The 17,096-nt window shown below is 64.1% G+C and carries 17 protein-coding genes and 2 pseudogenes; 11 read left to right on the top strand and 8 right to left on the bottom strand.

All coding sequences use genetic code 11. The features are described 5' to 3' along the window. From RMO25_RS08975 to RMO25_RS08985, 3 genes and pseudogenes are all read left to right on the top strand, one after another. Positions 1 to 148: pseudogene (locus RMO25_RS08975) on the top strand (tRNA (guanosine(37)-N1)-methyltransferase TrmD); the annotation flags it as partial. Positions 149 to 150: 2 nt separating this feature from the next. Next, positions 151 to 561: a 50S ribosomal protein L19 gene (gene rplS, locus RMO25_RS08980; protein ID WP_309662266.1), complete on the top strand. Its 411-nt coding sequence runs from the start codon at positions 151 to 153 to the stop codon at positions 559 to 561. A gap of 34 nt (positions 562 to 595) precedes the next feature. Next, entirely contained in the window at positions 596 to 2,404 is a 1,809-nt protein-coding gene (locus tag RMO25_RS08985; RefSeq protein WP_309662267.1) for a putative 2OG-Fe(II) oxygenase, read from the top strand. Between the two features lie 12 nt (positions 2,405 to 2,416). Here the strand turns inward: RMO25_RS08985 and RMO25_RS08990 are convergent, their stop codons facing one another. Next, positions 2,417 to 4,627: a M20/M25/M40 family metallo-hydrolase gene (locus tag RMO25_RS08990; protein ID WP_309662268.1), complete on the bottom strand. Its 2,211-nt coding sequence runs from the start codon at positions 4,625 to 4,627 to the stop codon at positions 2,417 to 2,419. A gap of 94 nt (positions 4,628 to 4,721) precedes the next feature. On the opposite strand from RMO25_RS08990, the gene RMO25_RS08995 reads away from it, so the two are divergent. Further along, on the top strand, positions 4,722 to 5,753 hold the full coding sequence (locus RMO25_RS08995) for an aspartate-semialdehyde dehydrogenase (RefSeq protein ID WP_309662269.1): 1,032 nt from the start codon (positions 4,722 to 4,724) through the stop codon (positions 5,751 to 5,753). A 15-nt stretch (positions 5,754 to 5,768) separates the two neighbouring features. Here RMO25_RS08995 and RMO25_RS09000 read toward each other — a convergent pair whose 3' ends face one another. Together RMO25_RS09000 and RMO25_RS09005 are read right to left on the bottom strand one after the other, a co-directional pair. Then, complete coding sequence (locus RMO25_RS09000; protein ID WP_309662270.1) at positions 5,769 to 6,431, bottom strand: Fe2+-dependent dioxygenase; 663 nt, start codon at positions 6,429 to 6,431, stop codon at positions 5,769 to 5,771. Between the two features lie 13 nt (positions 6,432 to 6,444). Further along, on the bottom strand, positions 6,445 to 7,443 hold the full coding sequence (locus RMO25_RS09005; RefSeq protein WP_309662271.1) for a hypothetical protein: 999 nt from the start codon (positions 7,441 to 7,443) through the stop codon (positions 6,445 to 6,447). A gap of 47 nt (positions 7,444 to 7,490) precedes the next feature. Here RMO25_RS09005 and RMO25_RS09010 point away from each other — a divergent pair, with 47 nt between their 5' ends. Together RMO25_RS09010 and RMO25_RS09015 are read left to right on the top strand one after the other, a co-directional pair. Next, positions 7,491 to 7,940: a GFA family protein gene (locus RMO25_RS09010; protein WP_309662272.1), complete on the top strand. Its 450-nt coding sequence runs from the start codon at positions 7,491 to 7,493 to the stop codon at positions 7,938 to 7,940. Then, entirely contained in the window at positions 7,937 to 8,692 is a 756-nt protein-coding gene (locus RMO25_RS09015; protein WP_309662273.1) for an alpha/beta fold hydrolase, read from the top strand. The genes RMO25_RS09010 and RMO25_RS09015 overlap by 4 nt, the downstream gene beginning before the upstream one ends. A gap of 59 nt (positions 8,693 to 8,751) precedes the next feature. On the opposite strand, the gene RMO25_RS09020 is transcribed toward RMO25_RS09015, so the two are convergent. Together RMO25_RS09020 and RMO25_RS09025 are read right to left on the bottom strand one after the other, a co-directional pair. After that, positions 8,752 to 9,756 carry a hypothetical protein gene (locus RMO25_RS09020; RefSeq protein ID WP_309662274.1) on the bottom strand — a complete coding sequence of 335 codons (1,005 nt, stop codon included), beginning with the start codon at positions 9,754 to 9,756 and terminating at the stop codon, positions 8,752 to 8,754. Between the two features lie 2 nt (positions 9,757 to 9,758). Further along, the gene (locus tag RMO25_RS09025) at positions 9,759 to 10,373 is read right to left on the bottom strand and encodes a DUF6445 family protein (RefSeq protein WP_309662275.1); all 615 of its coding nucleotides are present in this window, start codon (positions 10,371 to 10,373) and stop codon (positions 9,759 to 9,761) included. 213 nt (positions 10,374 to 10,586) lie between these two features. On the opposite strand from RMO25_RS09025, the gene RMO25_RS09030 reads away from it, so the two are divergent. After that, entirely contained in the window at positions 10,587 to 11,879 is a 1,293-nt protein-coding gene (locus tag RMO25_RS09030) for an epoxide hydrolase (RefSeq protein WP_309662276.1), read from the top strand. Positions 11,880 to 11,947: 68 nt separating this feature from the next. Next, positions 11,948 to 12,439, top strand: a complete 492-nt coding sequence (gene msrB, locus RMO25_RS09035; protein WP_309662277.1) for a peptide-methionine (R)-S-oxide reductase MsrB — start codon at positions 11,948 to 11,950, stop codon at positions 12,437 to 12,439. 81 nt (positions 12,440 to 12,520) lie between these two features. Here the strand turns inward: msrB and RMO25_RS09040 are convergent, their stop codons facing one another. From RMO25_RS09040 to RMO25_RS09050, 3 genes are all read right to left on the bottom strand, one after another. Continuing rightward, the gene (locus RMO25_RS09040; protein WP_309662278.1) at positions 12,521 to 13,018 is read right to left on the bottom strand and encodes a DUF3833 family protein; all 498 of its coding nucleotides are present in this window, start codon (positions 13,016 to 13,018) and stop codon (positions 12,521 to 12,523) included. Between the two features lie 452 nt (positions 13,019 to 13,470). Further along, the gene (locus tag RMO25_RS09045) at positions 13,471 to 13,692 is read right to left on the bottom strand and encodes a hypothetical protein (protein WP_309662279.1); all 222 of its coding nucleotides are present in this window, start codon (positions 13,690 to 13,692) and stop codon (positions 13,471 to 13,473) included. Positions 13,693 to 13,850: 158 nt separating this feature from the next. Further along, a complete protein-coding gene (locus tag RMO25_RS09050) occupies positions 13,851 to 14,330 on the bottom strand; it encodes a peroxiredoxin (RefSeq protein WP_309662280.1) in 480 nt (159 codons plus the stop codon). Between the two features lie 109 nt (positions 14,331 to 14,439). On the opposite strand from RMO25_RS09050, the gene RMO25_RS09055 reads away from it, so the two are divergent. The 3 genes and pseudogenes from RMO25_RS09055 to RMO25_RS09065 all read left to right on the top strand — a co-directional run. Then, entirely contained in the window at positions 14,440 to 15,012 is a 573-nt protein-coding gene (locus RMO25_RS09055; RefSeq protein ID WP_309662282.1) for a YqgE/AlgH family protein, read from the top strand. A gap of 97 nt (positions 15,013 to 15,109) precedes the next feature. After that, a complete protein-coding gene (ahcY, locus tag RMO25_RS09060; protein ID WP_309662281.1) occupies positions 15,110 to 16,519 on the top strand; it encodes an adenosylhomocysteinase in 1,410 nt (469 codons plus the stop codon). 143 nt (positions 16,520 to 16,662) lie between these two features. Continuing rightward, positions 16,663 to 17,096, top strand: a pseudogene (locus RMO25_RS09065) (hypothetical protein); the annotation flags it as partial.

The following is a 17,096-nucleotide window of genomic DNA, read 5'->3' on the forward strand; positions in this document are numbered from 1 at the left end:
GTCGGGGGATCATGCGAGGATCGCGGCGTGGCGACACGACCGTGCATCCGAAGACACACGGCTAAGGCGGCCGGACCTGATCGAGCGCCACGGGGGCGCATCGCAGGCACCGCCCTCTGGCGCGCGGCACGAAGACGAAGGCATTTAGAGATGAACCTGATTGAGACGCTCGAGCGCGAAGCCATCGACGCGCTGACCGAAATGCGCCCCATTCCCGAATTTCGCCCCGGCGATACGCTGCGGGTTGGCGTCAAGGTGGTCGAAGGCGACCGCGCCCGCGTCCAGAATTTCGAGGGCGTGTGCATCGCCCGCTCCAATTGCGGCGTTGGGTCCAGCTTCACCGTCCGCAAGATCAGCTTCGGCGAGGGTGTCGAGCGCGTCTTCCCACTCTATTCGCCGGCGATCGATGCGATCGAGGTCGTGCGCCGTGGTGCCGTCCGCCGCGCCAAGCTCTATTATCTGCGCGGCCGCACCGGCAAGTCGGCCCGTATTGCCGAGCGCCGCGATCCGCGTCCGCCCAAGGGCAGCGAAGCGGCCAAGTCGGATAAATCCAAGGGCTGACGGCAAGCGCTTCGCTTCGTGCTAGCATAGGATCATGCTCGCCACGCCCTTGACCGCCGCCGAACTTGCGACGGTCGCCCGTGCTGCCAATCTGCTCAAGGCCGGCCGCGCCCGCGAAGCGGCGGCGGCGGTGACGCCGATTATCAACGCCGGTTCTCGCCACGCTGACCCGCTGATGATCTATTGCGCGGCTTGCGAGCAGCTGGGGCAGTTCCAGGACGCCATTGGCGCCGCCCAGGCGGCCGTCACCGCGACACCCGAGCGCGCTGACCTGTGGGCCACGCTCGGCCGAATCTTGCATGAACAAGGCAGTCACACGACCGGCGCCGAGATGCTGGAACGGGCGGTCGCGCTCGATTCAAATTCTGCCCAAGCCTGGTATAATCTCGGCTTGGCGGCAGACGAGGCCGGCCAGTCTGACCGTGCCGTGGAAGCGATGGGCAAGGCGACCGCGCTGAAGTCCGATTGGGCGATGGCATGGGGCGGCCTCGGCTATCTCCAGCAACAACGCGGCGAGCTTGAGCAGGCCGAAACCAGCTTGCGGCGCGCGCTGAAGCTCGATCCGGCGCTGAAATCAGCGAACCACGCCCTTGTCGTCACCCTCCGCACGCTCGGTCGGCCGGAAGATGCGCTGAAGGCTGCCGACGGGGCAACGGTGCCCGAGACCAGGCTCGTTCGAGCCCACGTCCTGGCCGAGCTCGGCCGCCCGGAAGCGGTCGAAGTCTATCGCTCGGTGCTGGCCGAACGGCCCGACCTGCTCGACGGCCACGAAACGCTGTCCCGGCTAATGCCCCAGCTTGGCAAGACATCAGAAGCGCTCGATAGCTACCGCGCGGCGCTCGTTCGCGAGCCGACGATCGTATTGTACCGGTCCGCAATCTTGGCGGCGCGCGACCTGAAGGATCACGCCGCGGTGCTCGACTGGACCACCCAGGCACAGGAGCGGTTCGGCCAGCAACCGGATTTGAAGACCTATCACGCCCTCGCTTTGGGAGAGAGCGGCGATGCCGAGGGCGCGCTGGCGATCCTCGAGCCTCTGGCGCAGGGTGGATACGCGGCGGTTCTGGCCCCTTGCGCCTTTTACCGGCTCAAGATTGGCGATTTATCCCGCGCGGAAACCTGTGCGTTGGCAGCGACGCGGGCCAATCCCTTGGAGCAATCCGCCTGGGCCTGTCTCACCGTCATCTGGCGGCTGCTGGACGATCCGCGCGAAGCCTGGCTTGCGGACTACGATCGCTTGGTGATGCCGATTATGATTGAGCCGCCGGAAGGGTTCGCAACGACAGCGGCGTTTATGAGCTCGCTGGCCGATGATCTCACGGCCTTGCATACGACGATCCACCACCCGGTCGAGCAATCGCTGCGCGAGGGGACGCAGACCCGCGGCCTGCTGTTCGATCGTCCGATACCGACGGTGCAGGGATTGATGCGGCAGCTGCAGCGTCAGATCCACGACAAGCTGGCCAAGCTCCCGGTCGACTCGGCGCATCCATTCCTCAACCGAAACAGCAAGCGCGTCCGTTTTGCCGGGTCCTGGTCGGTTCGGCTTCGCTCCGGCGGCTTTCATATCAATCACCTTCATCCGGGCGGCTGGCTCAGCTCGGCGCTTTACGTTGCGCTTCCCGATGGCATGGCGAATGCGCCGGATGGCACCCCGGCCCCCGGGGCGCTGGCATTCGGGATACCGGATTCCGCCTTGGGTCTGGACCTCGCGCCGCGCCGGGTCGAGCAGCCCAAGGTCGGTCGGCTGCTGCTTTTTCCATCCTATTTCTGGCATGGCACGGTCCCGTTCGAGAGCGACCAGCCACGGCTGACCGTGGCGTTCGACGCGCTGCCGGCTTGAGCTGAAGCCGACTTAGAGCCGCAAACGGCTCATGGTGATGGTCGCGTCCGGCGAATATTGCGGGCGAGCGAACTTGGGCCTGGCGGCGAGCAAGGGCTTGGCGGCCGGCGGCAATCCAGCGCGCGAACCCAGCACAATGACGTCGATCGGGCCCGCCTTGCCGATGACGATATCCATGGTCAGCCCGTCGCAGCTGCGGCCAAAACAGCGGACGGTGTAGCGCCCGTCCGTGGCTTCCTTGCTGATTTGCCGAACGAACGCGCCTGATCCGGCCGCAAGAATGTGCGCATCCTCCGGCGCGACCAGCGCCACCGTCTCGGCCCCATTGGCCTGGAGGCGGACGGTGACGCGCCGTCCACCGGGCGCGGCGGAACGGCCAACGACATCGACCTCAGGCGCCTTGAGGCCCTCAATCGGCGGGGCCTTCGCCAGCCAGCGCTTGCGGTCGCTGTACGGCAGCTTGTCGAACCGCCATTTGCCGACCGCCTGGAAGCCATTCGACAACGGCACGGAGTCATTGAGCACCGACCAATATGACTGTCCGCCATTGGTCACTTGCTCGATGGTGAACTGCTGCTGCCGGTTGGCCGAATATGCCGGTGCCGTCGCGGCCGCTGCCCAGGCAATAAGCGCGACCAGTGCTGCCATGCCAATCGACCGTCGCGGGGGCGTTGCTTCGATCAGCGGTTTGGCTTCGATCAGCGCCGGCATCATCACCAGCAGCCCGAGCGGCGCGAACAGCCACATCGGCCCCGCATTGAGCAATTCCTCAAGCTGGCCAACCATCGACCCCAGCGTCACGTACAGCAGCAAGGCGGCCAGCCACGCCGCGGCTTGCTCGGCCCGCGGATGCCAGCGGCTGGCAAGCATGCCGAGACCGGCGACGAGCGGCGGAAACAGGAAGAAAATGATGCCGCGCGTCGCCGCGAACGCGACGACGACGCCCAGCCCGACAAAGGCGAGCCAGAATGCCGCGCGCAGCTGGCGGACGTCGAGTTTCCGGCCGACCACGGTCAACGCGCCGACCGCCGCCGCATATGCCGAGGCGTAGACTGCAAGGTGGGTCCACAGTGGCTCGGCGCGCCAGAACATGCCGGGTCGCGCAAGTCCGATCACGGCGGTTCCAAGCCACGCCAGCGCGGTTCCGAGCAGCAAGCCGCCGGCGATCACTGCAAGCCCGCGCCCCAGCGCCTTGCGGCGCCACGCGAGCCAGGCGAAGCCGGCCAGCAGGACTCCCAGCAGCGCCATGCCGATGCCTTGCGGCAATTGCACCAGCCAGCGGCCGAGCAGGTCCATGAAAATCCGGTCGCCGGACGCCCGCGGGACGCCACGGCTTAATTCGCGGGCGACGGCCAGCGTCTGGTCGCCCATATGCTGGAGGCTGTGCGGATCGAGCGCGGCGACATCGTCGCCCGGGCTGTGATAACGCGTTTCATTGCCGATCATGGCGAAATTGAGCGTCGTCCAGCCGCGTTCTTCGAAGCTGTTGACGTCGGTGTAATTGGGCATCGTTCGATAGACATCGGTGGCCAGCGAATTGGCGACCGGGCGATCGACCGCGCGGGCGAAGGCGGCGACCGCGGCGGCATTGGGGACATTGGTTTCGAACATATTAACCGGGCCGGTGACGCCGCGCGCTTCCAAATTGATCAAACTGTCGACCTGGCGGCTCAATGGATCGGCCAGGAAGGCGCGGGCGCCGACCAGGCCAAGCTCCTCGCCTTCGTTGAACAGAAAGGTGACCGGCCGCTTGAGTTGCTCGTCCCTAAGGATCGCGGCGACCTCGATCAGGGTCGCGACGCCGGCACCATCGTCGCCCGCGCCCGGGCCAACGGCAGTGCTGTCATAATGGGCGTTGAGCAGCAGGTGATGCCCGCTGGCTGGGCCGATCGTGACGACGACGTTGCGGACCCGGGCGCACACAACGCCGCGCGCTTTGTGGATTTCGTTGCAGGCCAGCTGGTCGCGAACCTGGGGGTTGAGTCCGGCGCCACGCAGTTCCGCAATCAGCCGCTCGCGGACGCCGTCGTTAGCCTCGGAATCGGCGGGGTGCGGCCGCTGGTCGCCGAGGATTCGCGCCAGCCGATCGCGGGCACGGATGACGTTGAACTCGCCGGGCGCCGAGCCCGCCCTGACCTCGGGCACCGGGACGAGCAGCGACGTCGCCGCCATCGCCGCCAGCAATGCGATATATAACAGCGGCAGCAGAGCCAGTTTGCGCATGATCCCCCCGGTCTTGCGTGTGCGTGGGCGAGGGCCATATCGCTTTCCTCGCGCGCTTGCGATACGTGGCCCACGTTCTCCTGGAGTATCTTGCATGAGTGGTTATCGGGTCGCGGTCGTCGGGGCGACGGGCAATGTTGGGCGCGAGATCCTCAACATTCTCGCTGAGCGGCAATTCCCGCTGGCTGAGATTGCCGCCGTCGCTTCCGCTCGTTCGACCGGCGACGAAGTCGACTTCGGCGAATCGGGCGAGACGCTGAAGGTCAAGAACCTCGACCATTTCGATTTCGCCGGCTGGGACATGGCCCTGTTCGCCGCCGGGTCGGACATCAGCAAGCTGCACGTGCCGCGCGCCGCGGCGGCTGGCTGCACGGTGATCGACAATAGCTCGCTTTTCCGGATGGACCCCGACGTGCCGCTGATCGTGCCGGAAGTGAACCCGCAGGCGATCGCCGGTTATGCCAAGCGCAACATCATCGCCAATCCCAATTGCTCGACCGCGCAGCTGGTGGTGGCGCTAAAGCCGCTGCACGACGCAGCCAGGATCAAACGCGTGGTCGTCGCGACCTATCAGTCGGTGTCGGGCGCGGGCAAAGCCGGGATGGACGAATTGTTCGAGCAATCGCGCAACATCTTCGTCGGCGACAGCAACGAGCCGGCCAAATTCCCCAAGCAGATCGCGTTCAACGTCATCCCGCAATGCGGCGATTTCCAGGACGACGGCTCAACCACCGAGGAATGGAAGCTGGTCGTCGAAACCAAGAAGATCCTCGATCCGTCGATCAAACTGTCCGCGACCTGCGTCCGCGTTCCGGTGTTCGTCGGCCATTCGGAAGCGGTCAATATCGAGTTCGAGGACGAGATATCCGCCGCCCAGGCGAAAGCGATTCTGCGCGAAGCGCCGGGCGTGATGCTGATCGATAAGCATGAAGACGGTGGCTATGTGACCCCGGTCGAATGCGTCGGCGATTACGCGACCTTCGTCTCCCGGGTGCGCGAGGACCCGACCGTCGACAGCGGCCTGTCGCTGTGGATCGTCAGCGACAATCTGCGCAAGGGCGCGGCATTGAACGCCGTCCAGATCGCCGAACTCCTCGGCCGCAAGCACCTCAAAAAGGCGGCTTGAATCGGACCATGACGGCTAGGGCTTGTCGCCCCAGTGGCGGAGCAGCTGGTTCTGAACCAGCTGGAGTCGGGTGAAATTCTCCGGCGCCATCTTCAGTCCCTCGAGCGCGGCGACCTCGTTCAGATCGAACAGCAGATTGCGGCGGAACGGGTCCTGGACCCGGCTTTGGATGAAGGTGATCGCCACCAGCCGCTCGCCCTTGGTCACGGCTTCCACCTCATGCAGCGTGTCCGACGGATAGACGATCGCCTGACCTGTTGGCAGCTTGAAGCGGATGCTGGCGTCGCCGAGCCTGATGTGCAGCGCGCCGCCTTCGTACGCCTCGGGTTCGTTGATGAAGATTGTGCAGCTAAGATCGCTTCGTATGGTCGCCGCCGGCAGTTGCAGAAAAGCGGAGTCGGCGTGCGCGCCGTAACGCATCGCGGGCTTGTAACGGGTCATCATCGGCGGCGCGATCAAGGTTGGGAAGGCGAAATTCCTGAACTCCTCGCTCCGCACCAGCGCCTGCTGAAGTAACTGGGCGCTGGTTTCATAGGCGGACGGGTCGTGCAGCTGCTCGTTCTGCTTGGCGACATTGTGCGGATTGGTGATGCGGCCGTCGACGAACGGCGCCGTTTCGGCAATTCTTCGGCATTGCGCGATTTCGTCGTCGGTCAGGATGGGCAGGACACGATACATGCAACGCTCCGATTTAGCTCCGCGCCAGCGCCCGGGCGAGGAGCGGCGATTCCTGCGCTGACCGCTCGAGCATGGCAAGGGCATCATCGATTGCACCGCCGTGGGCGGTCAATTCCTGGTCGATCAGCTGGCCCCGCAGCGACGGGCTGTAAGCATATTCCAGCGCTTTGGAATAACGCGACATCAATGGCCCCCCGACGATTGCACGCACCCGCTCCGGCGCTGCCGCGAAAGCGAAGAATTCGGCGATTCGGCCAAGCTCCGTTGCCATATCGTCGAGCAGGCGGTCAAAATTGGCCCACAGCACGGGCCGATTGGTCATGACGTCGGCCGCCACTTCGAGCGCGGTCATTTCGCACGCCCAGGCGGCGGCCGCGAGCTCGGCCGGACGGCTTCCCGACAAACCATGGACGCGATCCGCCATGCGCTGGGCACGCTTGTCGGCCCAGGCGTGCAATTCCTTGAGGTTGCTCTCCCCGGCGAGAATGGTCGCGAGGTAGGACCGCGGATCGGCGGTCAGGAACAGCGCTCGCTCACCGGGCGGGACCAGCTCGGCGGCAATCTCGCTGACGAAACTGGTCGCCTTGACCAGCGCCGTTTCGTCAGGCGCGAACGTCCTCGACAGCAGCGTCTGGATGGCGGGGATAATCGGGCGACGATGCTCGCCCGGCATCCCGGCGAGATCGCGCAAGATCCGCGGTTCGCGGATCGACAGCACGCCGGCGAATTCCCCCAGCAACCGCGCGATCAGCGTCGAGCCGACGTGGCCGATGTGGAAGATCCAGCGGGCATCGCGGCGCACTCCTTCGGGCATCGCGTCGGCGACTTCGGCGAACGGCAAAGCCTGCGCATTGACCGGTCCCCGCAGCAGGCGGTCGTCGAGAAAGCTCGCGGCGCGATAGGCCTCGGGCGTCATTGCGACCAGGCGAACGATGCCGGTGCCGGGGTCGAGCGCCTGGGCCAGCCAGCGTGCGTCGCGGGCGATATCTTGGGCCGACGGCGCACTGGACATGCTGCCCCTTAGCCGCGCAAATTGGGTCAGGTCACGGGAGAAACGCAATGTCGGAGGAACAGATGCAAGGCGGCTGCGCGTGCGGGCGGGTCCGGTTCACGGCGAATATCGCGAACGACGAAGCCTATCTGTGCCATTGCCGGATGTGCCAGCGGGCCACCGGCAGCGTGTCGATCGCCTTCAAGCAGGTCACGCTGACCGACGTGGCATGGGAATCCGAGCCCAATTGGTATGCGAGCTCCCCGATCGCGCGTCGGCCGTTTTGTGCGCAGTGCGGCACATCGCTGGGCTTCGCGTTCAACGAAGGTAGCGACAAAATGGACCTGACCGTCGCCGCGTTCGACGATCCGTCGCGGTTCGTGCCCAAGTGGCACTTTGGCGCTGAAGAGATCCAGCGGCCGTGGCTTAACACCGCAGGCCTGCCCGAGCACAAGACCACGGATTATCAGGTGTTGGTCGACAAATGGGTCGAAGCGACCGGCAGCGTCCCGGTATGAGCGAGGCCGCCGTTCATCACTGGACCGCGTCCGACGGGGTCAAGCTGGCGTGGCGCGAAGTCGGCGCGGGGCGGCCAGTGATCCTGCTCCACGGCTTGTTCTCCGACGCCAAGATGAACTGGCTCAATTTCGGCCATGCCGACCGCATCGCCGCCGCTGGCTTTCGAGTGATCATGCCCGACCTGCGCGCCCACGGGCAAAGCAGTGCACCGCATGAGGCCGAGGCATATCCGCCAGGCATCCTGGTCCGCGATTTGCATGAGTTCGTCGCGCATCTGGCGATGACCGATTTCGATCTCGGCGGCTTTTCGCTGGGCGCCCGCACGGTCGTCCAGGCCGTCGGGGAGGGGCTTAAACCGCGCCGGGCGGTGCTTGCCGGGATGGGCCTGCGCGGTCTGGTGAATTGGGACCATCGCCAGCGATTCTTTCGCGACGCGATCGCCAATTTCGACACCGCCTCGCGCGGCGACCCGCACTGGCTCGCCATCCAGTTCATGAAGACAATGAAAGTCGACCGGGACGCGGCGCTCCTCGTGCTCGCCAGTTTCGGCGGCATCGAGCCCATTTGGCTCGACGCGTTCACCATGCCGACCCTGGTCGTCTGCGGGCGCGAGGACGAGGACAATGGTGCCGCCACCGATCTTGCCGAGGCGCTGCCCGATGGGAATTTTGTCGAGGTTCCCGGCACCCACATGAGCTCGGTCACCAAGCCCGAGCTCGGCGAGGCAATCGCCCGCTTCCTCGCCGCCTGAAATTGCCATGAGACTGCGCTGGTCGAATCGCGGCAAGCAATGCGGCTGGTGAGTGCGGGCTAGGGATTGAGCGGGTGCGGCAGGGTCCAGCCGATGCCGACGGCGTCGGCGACCTTTTCGGCCCATCCCACGACCAGATCGATTTCCTCTGTGTGTAGCTGGCGAGAAGCGTTGAGCTCGGCTTGGCGCTTGTGGGGATCGAACGTTTCGCCCGTCTTGGCATCGCGATGCAGCAAGTCGGGGCCGGTCGCGGCATCGACATCGAACTCGATCGTCAGGAACTGTGCAAGCGCCGCGACGGTCGGGGTAATGGCGGTGCGAAGCAGCCGGCTGTCCAACGAGCGCGCCCGGGCCGGTCCGAACTTGGCCAGCGCCTCGCCGAGCAGCCGGTGGATGGTCAGCCAAGCGCAAGCGGCGAGCTGCAAGTCGGTTTGCTCGAGCAATTCCCGGCCTTCGATCCCGAGGTTTACCAGGTCCGCATTGGCGAGGCCGAGATACAGGCGCCGGCCCCACAAGCGGCCCCACAAACCCTTGCCGGCAAGCGAGGCGAGGTAGAGGTCGAGCGGCGTGTGGAGTGCCAGCAGGCGCGTGTCGGGGCGACGGTCGGCGATGTGCAGTCCAAGCGCGTTGGCGACGCTGCCGCACTTCACGACGACCGCTTCGCCAGGCGCGAAAGGCCGCGCTAGCAGTGTCGCCGCCTGGTCGAGGAGCGGGCCGCCGTGGGGCAGGCAGGCCGCCGCGACGTCCGACAGGAGTGGGGGCTCCTTCAACGTCATCACCGCGCCAGGTTGGTCGAGCAAGCGGGCCAGCAGCGTCGATCCGGAAAGCCCCGAATGCAGGATCAGGTGAAGCGGTGCCTGTGGCGGCGTGACCCCGATAAGGGCGGCTCGCGGGAGCATGCGTTGCGGGCGCTCAGGATCGGCTGGAAGGTCGCTGAGGAATGCCGCGCGGCGGTGATCTTCACGGGTCAGCCAGGTGAAATGCAACGCGTCCTGCCGGGCGCTGTAGCGATGGGCAAGCCAGCGCGGATCGTCGATCAACTCGGCAAGGTCAGCGTCGGCCATGCCTAGGCGTTACCTGGCGGCCTCAGGAAAAACATCAGAAAGACGAGGCGTCCGTTTTCCGGGCGATCGCCGAAGCCGGGGCCGGCGGTGTGCCACAACCACGGCCTGAGCAGTAGCAAACGGTTGAAACGCATCGGCACGGTTGTGAGATGGTCCCACGCCTCGGCCTTCGTGCCTTCGCGCTCGACGATGCCCTGTTGCGCCTCTTCGAAGGTGGCATAGCCGGTGGCCGCCAGTTGTTCGCGAGTGACCGGGAAGCGGTCCGTACCCGTCGCCCGATGACGAAAGAAATCGGTTCCTCCCTGGCAGTCATCGGGCTTGCTCAGATACAGGATCCCCGACCAGTAACTGACGTCGATGTGCACTCGCCCGAGTCCCTCGTCGGTGGCCAGCGTAACCCGGCATTTGGCGTGCGATTGTGGTCGTGGCGCTGGTTCGAGAGGTTCGCCGACGATCCCGGAAACAGCCTCGGTAAGGCCGGCGATATCAATCCGTTGAAGCGAGTTGCGGCCGGGGAATTGCCCTTGCTGGTCGGGATAATCGAGCGCCAGCGCTTGTTCCCTAAGCGCGTCGGGATTGTCGAGGAAATCATCGACGATGATGAGGGACGTTTGCATCGCCGCGGAAGCTAAGGAACGAAAAACAAAAAAGCTACGCCGAAGCGACAGGTCAACCGGCCTCAACAGGCTCAATCTGCTCTTGACCGACTCGCGCGCGCGGGAGCAGTGCGGCGGCGGCCGCCGCTCGACGCGTGGCACATCCTGATCTGCGACCGAGCACCGCGTCCGGGTAATGCGTATCTGCGAACCCCCACGACCAGGAGATTGACCATGACCGAGACGACATCGCCGGGCGGCGGTGCAGACACACTATCGCCGTCACCGATCCAGCTCGCACCTTCGCCCGATAGCGCGAAGAAGGAGACGATCATCCTGGGCGGAGGCGCCGAAACGCCCATCCGGCCATTCGAATTTCGGGCCACCGATGAGCAACTCGCCGACCTCAAGAGCCGAATCCAGGCGACCCGATGGCCCGAGCGCGAAACGGTTGCCGACGATACGCAGGGCGTGCAGCTCGCGACGATCCAGAAACTGGCCGAATTCTGGCTAACCCACGATTGGCGGAAGGTCGAGGCGCGGATCAACAGCTACCCGAATTTCGTCACCGAGGTCGACGGGCTCGACATGCACTTCATCCATGTGAAGTCGAAGCACCCGAACGCGATGCCGCTGATTGTCACGCACGGCTGGCCGGGATCGGTAATCGAGCAATTGAAGATTATCGATCCGCTGACCGATCCGACCGCGCACGGCGGACGCGCGGAAGATGCGTTCGACGTCGTCATTCCCTCGATGCCGGGCTACGGTTTCTCGGGCAAGCCGAGCACCCCGGGCTGGGGACCCAAACGGATCGCAAAGGGCTCGATCGCGCTGATGAAGCGGCTTGGCTACGACCGGTTCGTCGCTTCGGGTGGCGATTGGGGCGCGCTAATCACCGACTTCATCGGTGTCCAGGCGCCGCCGGAGCTGCTCGGCATCCACACCAACATGGCGGGTGCGATCCCGCCGGAAATCGACGCCGCGGCCTTCGCCGGCGCCGCTGCGCCGGATGGTCTTGATGAGGAGGAGCGCTATGCGTTCGACCACGTCTCCTTCTTCTACAAGCATGGCCTCGGCTATGCGCAGGAAATGGCGGCTCGGTCGCAGACGCTCTACGGGCTAGCGGATTCTCCGGTCGCGCTTGCCGCCTGGATCATCGACCACGACATCTGGACCTATCGCCAGATCGCGCGGATATTCGACGGTGAGCAGATGGGACTGACGCGCGACGACATTGTCGACAACATCGCGCTATATTGGCTGACCAATACCGGCGTGTCGTCGGCGCGGCTCTATTGGGAGAATAAGAACGCCTTTTTCTCTCCTAAGGGCGTCAAGGTTCCGGTGGTCGTCAGTGCCTTCCCCGAGGAGATCTGCCCGATCCCGAAGAAATGGGCGGAGAAAGCCTATCCCAACCTGCTCTACTATCAAAAGCATCCGGATGGAGCGCACTTCGCCGCTTGGGAACAACCGCAGGCTATTGTCGACGACTTGCGCAACGGTTTCAGGTCGCTGCGCAACTGAGCGGGGCAGGTGGGTGGCGTTAAGGTGGCGCCGCCCACGACCGCCGAGCATGATGTTCTGGAGAAGCCATGACTGACGACACGACAACCATTCAGTTCGACCTCACTTCGCCGAGCGAAGATCAGCTGCGCGATCTTGCGGCCAGTCTCAGCGACGAAGAGCGGCATGTGCTGCTCGACCATGGCACCGAAGCGCCGTTCTGCGGCATCTTCCTCGATGAAAAGCGCCCCGGCCTGTATACCTGCCGGCTGTGCGGGCTGCCGCTGTTCCATGGCGGCCAGAAGTTCGAAAGCGGCACCGGCTGGCCAAGCTTCACCTCGCCATTCGCGGAAGGCCATTTGCGTAATATTCGCGACACCAGCTACGGCATGGTCCGCGACGAGATCGTCTGCGCCCGTTGCGGATCGCACCAGGGCCACGTCTTTCCCGACGGCCCGCCACCGACTGGCGAGCGCTATTGCATCAATTCGGTCAGCCTCGACTTTACCCCTAACGGCGACCCGCTCCCCGATAAGCTCGACCGCGGCGCCCCCGAAGGCGAACCATGGGCGGGCGCATAACGAAGAAGCACCGAAGTGACCCGGCGCTTCCCTTGTTCAATGCGGCCGTCGACTAGCGGCGGTTGATGACGACCCGGGGAATCACAGCCCGGCGACTTTGCGGATCATCCCGTCGGAGCTGCCAACCGTCATGCCATATTTGCGAACTTTCAGGCTGTTGTGTGCCGACATCCCGTCGGGGAGGGGAGCCAGCCATTGTTCGACGGCAAAATTGCCCTTCATCTTGAAGCGGAAGCGGTAACCGCCATTGACCTCGTCAATGGTGACCGGCCCGATCGCGTCGGACATCGTGCCGGCATAGTGGCCGGCGCCGATCTGGCGAATCCGCCAGCGCCGCTCGCGGGGCGGCATGCCTTCGTCCTCGACCTGCTGGATCAGCAACAGGCTGCCATCCGGCGCAATGGCGCCGCGGCCGACGGTATGGCTCCGGTACGGCTTTTTAAACATCAGCTTGATGGTGGCGACGCTCTCCGTCCGCCCTTCGAAAAAACGCATCGGCTTGATCGGTTCTGCCGATGCCGGTGCGGACATGAAGAAGGCGGCCGAAGCCGAGAGTAAACCGACGTGAAGTGAATGCATGGGCGCGGGCCTAGCCCAGCCGCCGCGACAAACCCAGAGTGATCATTAAATGCCAGCCCTCGACCCATTGCGGACATTCGCTACTGCACTAAAATCGTGCACCATGGTCGAGCAGGCAACATTCGAACGATGGCTCTCGGGCGAACGTCCGCCTAACGTCCCAGCACACTGGGTTGGATCACCGACGAAAACGTTGGATGGATACCGTTGGGATGACCCGGCAGACTCCGGAAACAGCATGCGCATGTTCCGAGGAGATACAAGCGATCCAGAGCCGATGCACCGTGAGCCGTTTGTGATTATCGTGAGGGGTGGACGCGTCTTAGATAAGAATGCTGAACCCATTGATAACCCCGATACTGTGGCCCACGCACTGACCCATGAATAGAACAATCGGCGAACGTCCGCTTTCCACCCAAAGCAGAAATCGCCGTTGGATCCAACGCCAACCCTCAGGCGTCGGTCGGCCAGCCCTCGAACAATGACGCGCGATTGACCGCGACCAGGCGTTTCATCTCTTTGGCGCAGGCGTCGAGATCATCCTTGAGCATCTCGATGGCGTCGTCGATGTCGTCGTCTTCGCTGTTGTCACCGGTGAGTTGCAGCGAGCGCGCCATGACCCTGGCGCCGTGGACGTTGTGTTCGACGTAGAGCTTGTCGAGAATGCCTGTCATGCGTGCCTCCGTGCCTGGCGCCGGCCATAGCATGGCAGGCGGCGGTCGCCGCGTCAAAATTCAACCGGCGCCCGCAATCGCAAAAAAGGGGCGCCGTGCAGCGCCCCTTTTGGTCTCGATGCTCGTCGACCGGTTAAGCGACCGGGGCGGGACGGAACTCAAACTTGCTCGAGCAAAGTCTCCGCGCTCGACGCATTATACTCACCCGGCGCCTCGACATTGAGCTTCTCGACGACGCCGTCATTGACCACCATCGAGTAACGCTGGCTGCGCTTGCCCATGCCGAATTTGCTGCCGTCCATGGTCAGTCCGATCGCCTCGGCGAAATCGCCATTGCCGTCGGCGAGCATGGTGATGTCGTCGGAACCGTCGGCCTTGTTCCAGGCGCCCATGACGAAGGCATCGTTGACCGAAATGGCGGCGATCGCGTCGATGCCCTTGGCTTTCAGTTCGCCAGCCTTGTCGACGTAGGATGGCAAATGGCGGGCCGAGCAGGTTGGGGTGAAGGCGCCGGGGACGGCGAATAAGGCGACCCGCTTGCCGGCGAAAAAAGCCGTGCTGGTGGTCGGCTGCGGACCATCCGGAGTGGCGATCGCTAGCGGAACGTCGGGAATGCGGTCGCCGACTGATATGGTCATCAAATTTCTCCTGAGATCGTGGGGGACGGGTTGGAATGCCAGATAGGCTCGGTGACCGCCGTCCTCAAGGCTTGCCCGCAATTGACGGCGGGGCCATGTTTCTGGCGTGATCGACGCGCCGAGGTTCTTGTCGGGCAAACTGCTCCTGGCGATGCCGGGGATGGCCGATCCGCGCTTCGAGCGGGCGGTGATCGCGTTGTGCGTCCACGACGACAATGGCGCGGTCGGGGTCGGCATTGGCCACAAGCGTTCGGGCCTCAAGTTTCGCGAACTGCTGGACCAGCTCGGCATCGATCCCGGCCAAGCGCCCGACGCCCCCGTTCACCACGGCGGGCCGGTCGAGCCGGGCCGCGGCTTTATCCTCCACTCGACCGACTGGGGCGGTCAGGACACGCTGCATGTCATGGGTTTGCACGGCGAGCTATGCGCGATGACCGGGACCATCGATGTGCTGAACGCGATCGCCGAAGGCCGCGGCCCGTCGCAATGGGTCGCCTCGCTGGGCTATGCCGGCTGGGGTGAGCACCAGCTCGAGGAAGAAATGACCCGCCATGGCTGGTTCGCGGTCGAGGGCGATCCGGCAATCCTGTTCGACACCCCGACCGACGAGCGTTGGGCCGCCGCCTACAAGTCGCAAGGCGTCGATCCCCGTTTGCTGTCGAGCGAAACCGGGGCGGCCTGACCGGCTCGGTTCATCATATAAAGAATTCTTTATATTTGCTTTGGCGGCCAGTCCCAGCTAGGGGCGGCGGGACTTTCTTTCATCGGAGAACAGACCTGTGGCCGACGCCGAAACCCTTTCCCGCGACTATGTCATCCAAGACATCGGCCTGGCCGATTTTGGCCGCAAGGAAATCGACATCGCCGAAACCGAAATGCCGGGGCTGATGGCGCTGCGCGCTGAGTTTGGCGCCGCCAAGCCATTGACGGGCGCGCGGATTACCGGCTCGCTGCACATGACCATCCAGACCGCGGTGCTGATCGAGACGCTGACCGCGCTTGGCGCCGAAGTTCGCTGGGCGTCGTGCAACATCTTTTCGACCCAGGATCACGCCGCCGCCGCGATCGCCGCAACCGGCGTGCCGGTGTTTGCGATCAAGGGCGAAACGCTCGAGGAATATTGGGAATATGCGGCCAGGATTTTCGATTGGGGTCAGGAGCAGACCTGCAACTTGATCCTCGACGACGGCGGCGACGCGACCATGTTCGCGCTGTGGGGCGCGCGGGTCGAAGCCGGCGAAACGCTGTTCGCGCCGTCGAACGAAGAAGAAGAGATTTTCGCCGCCACCCTCAAGCGCTTCCTCAAGGAGCGGCCGGGCTATCTGACCAAGACCGTCGAGGCGATCAAGGGTGTTTCGGAAGAGACCACGACCGGCGTTCACCGGCTCTATGATCTCGCCAAAAAGGGCAAGCTTCCGTTCCCGGCGATCAACGTCAACGACAGCGTCACCAAATCGAAGTTCGACAATTTGTACGGTTGCAAGGAAAGCCTGGTCGACGCCATCCGCCGCGCCACCGACGTGATGCTGGCCGGCAAGGTCGCCTGCGTTGCCGGTTTCGGCGATGTCGGCAAAGGCTCGGCGGCCAGCTTACGCAATGGCGGCGCCCGCGTGCTGGTGACCGAAGTCGACCCGATCTGCGCGCTGCAGGCGGCGATGGAAGGTTTCGAAGTCGTGACGATGGAAGAAGCGGCGCTGCGGGCTGACATCTTCGTCACCGCGACCGGCAACATGGACGTCATCACGCTCGACCACATGCGGGCGATGAAGAACATGGCGATCGTCTGCAACATCGGTCACTTCGACAGCGAGATTCAGATCGGTGCGCTGGCCAATTTCAAATGGACCGAGATCAAGCCGCAAGTCGACCAGATCGAATTCCCCGACGGCAAAAAAATCATCGTTCTCAGCAAGGGCCGCCTGGTCAACCTTGGTAACGCCACCGGCCATCCCAGCTTCGTGATGTCGTCGAGCTTCTCCAACCAGGTGCTGGCGCAGATCGAGCTGTGGACCGGCGGCGACAAATATAAGAACCAGGTCTATGTGTTGCCCAAGCACCTCGACGAGAAAGTCGCCCAGCTCCATCTCGGCAAATTGGGCGTCAAATTGACCAAGCTCAGCGACCAGCAAGCAGCCTATATCGGGGTGTCCACCGACGGGCCGTTCAAGCCCGAGCATTACCGCTATTGAGCGCTCAATAAGAGGCGCTGTGGCCATGCCTGTGACGGAAATGTAACAGCCGCGGCAATTACACACCTGAAACCAATCGCGTTCATTGCTTCAAGACCACGCGCCGTTAATGTCCCAGTCAGCTTTTCTGGATGGGGATTCTCATGCGCACCAACTTTGCATCTCGGCTTCCGTGTACCGTTTCGGCGATCGCAATTGCGGCGGCATTCGCCAGTCCCGCAAGCGCGCAGACGGACACGCAGCAGCAACAGGCTCAACAGACGAACACCGCCGTTGAGTGTTCGACAATTACCGATCCCGCGGCGCATCAGGATTGCATCGATCAGCAGGGGGCGACCGCGCCCGCCGCGGCCGGCGCTCCGGAAGAGGGCACCATCGTCGTCACCGGTTCGCGTATCCCGAGACCGAACATTGACACGGTCCAGCCGTCAACGGTCCTGACTTCGCAGGACATCGAGCAACGCGGCTTTGTCAACGCGGCCGACGCACTCAATGAACTTCCTCAGTTCGGTATTCCAGGCAGCTCCCCGGTCGGCGCGGCCCAGGGTGGCGCGTTCGGTACCGGCCAGTCGTTCGT

The sequence above is a fragment of the Sphingomonas sp. genome (assembly GCF_031361285.1).
In the GTDB taxonomy this organism is placed as follows: Bacteria; Pseudomonadota; Alphaproteobacteria; order Sphingomonadales; family Sphingomonadaceae; genus Sphingomicrobium.

What these genes read in the sequence shown, in the direction of transcription:
- RMO25_RS08985 (WP_309662267.1), top strand. Translation starts at nt 596, where the DNA reads ATGCTCGCCACGCCCTTGACCGCCGCCGAACTTGCGACGGTCGCCCGT.
- RMO25_RS09015 (WP_309662273.1), top strand. Translation starts at nt 7,937, where the DNA reads ATGAGCGAGGCCGCCGTTCATCACTGGACCGCGTCCGACGGGGTCAAG.
- msrB (WP_309662277.1), top strand. Translation starts at nt 11,948, where the DNA reads ATGACTGACGACACGACAACCATTCAGTTCGACCTCACTTCGCCGAGC.
- RMO25_RS08995 (WP_309662269.1), top strand. Translation starts at nt 4,722, where the DNA reads ATGAGTGGTTATCGGGTCGCGGTCGTCGGGGCGACGGGCAATGTTGGG.
- RMO25_RS09020 (WP_309662274.1), bottom strand. Translation starts at nt 9,756, where the DNA reads ATGGCCGACGCTGACCTTGCCGAGTTGATCGACGATCCGCGCTGGCTT.
- RMO25_RS09050 (WP_309662280.1), bottom strand. Translation starts at nt 14,330, where the DNA reads ATGACCATATCAGTCGGCGACCGCATTCCCGACGTTCCGCTAGCGATC.
- RMO25_RS09025 (WP_309662275.1), bottom strand. Translation starts at nt 10,373, where the DNA reads ATGCAAACGTCCCTCATCATCGTCGATGATTTCCTCGACAATCCCGAC.
- RMO25_RS09030 (WP_309662276.1), top strand. Translation starts at nt 10,587, where the DNA reads ATGACCGAGACGACATCGCCGGGCGGCGGTGCAGACACACTATCGCCG.
- RMO25_RS09005 (WP_309662271.1), bottom strand. Translation starts at nt 7,443, where the DNA reads ATGTCCAGTGCGCCGTCGGCCCAAGATATCGCCCGCGACGCACGCTGG.
- RMO25_RS09045 (WP_309662279.1), bottom strand. Translation starts at nt 13,692, where the DNA reads ATGACAGGCATTCTCGACAAGCTCTACGTCGAACACAACGTCCACGGC.
- RMO25_RS08990 (WP_309662268.1), bottom strand. Translation starts at nt 4,627, where the DNA reads ATGCGCAAACTGGCTCTGCTGCCGCTGTTATATATCGCATTGCTGGCG.
- RMO25_RS09000 (WP_309662270.1), bottom strand. Translation starts at nt 6,431, where the DNA reads ATGTATCGTGTCCTGCCCATCCTGACCGACGACGAAATCGCGCAATGC.
- RMO25_RS09010 (WP_309662272.1), top strand. Translation starts at nt 7,491, where the DNA reads ATGTCGGAGGAACAGATGCAAGGCGGCTGCGCGTGCGGGCGGGTCCGG.
- rplS (WP_309662266.1), top strand. Translation starts at nt 151, where the DNA reads ATGAACCTGATTGAGACGCTCGAGCGCGAAGCCATCGACGCGCTGACC.
- RMO25_RS09040 (WP_309662278.1), bottom strand. Translation starts at nt 13,018, where the DNA reads ATGCATTCACTTCACGTCGGTTTACTCTCGGCTTCGGCCGCCTTCTTC.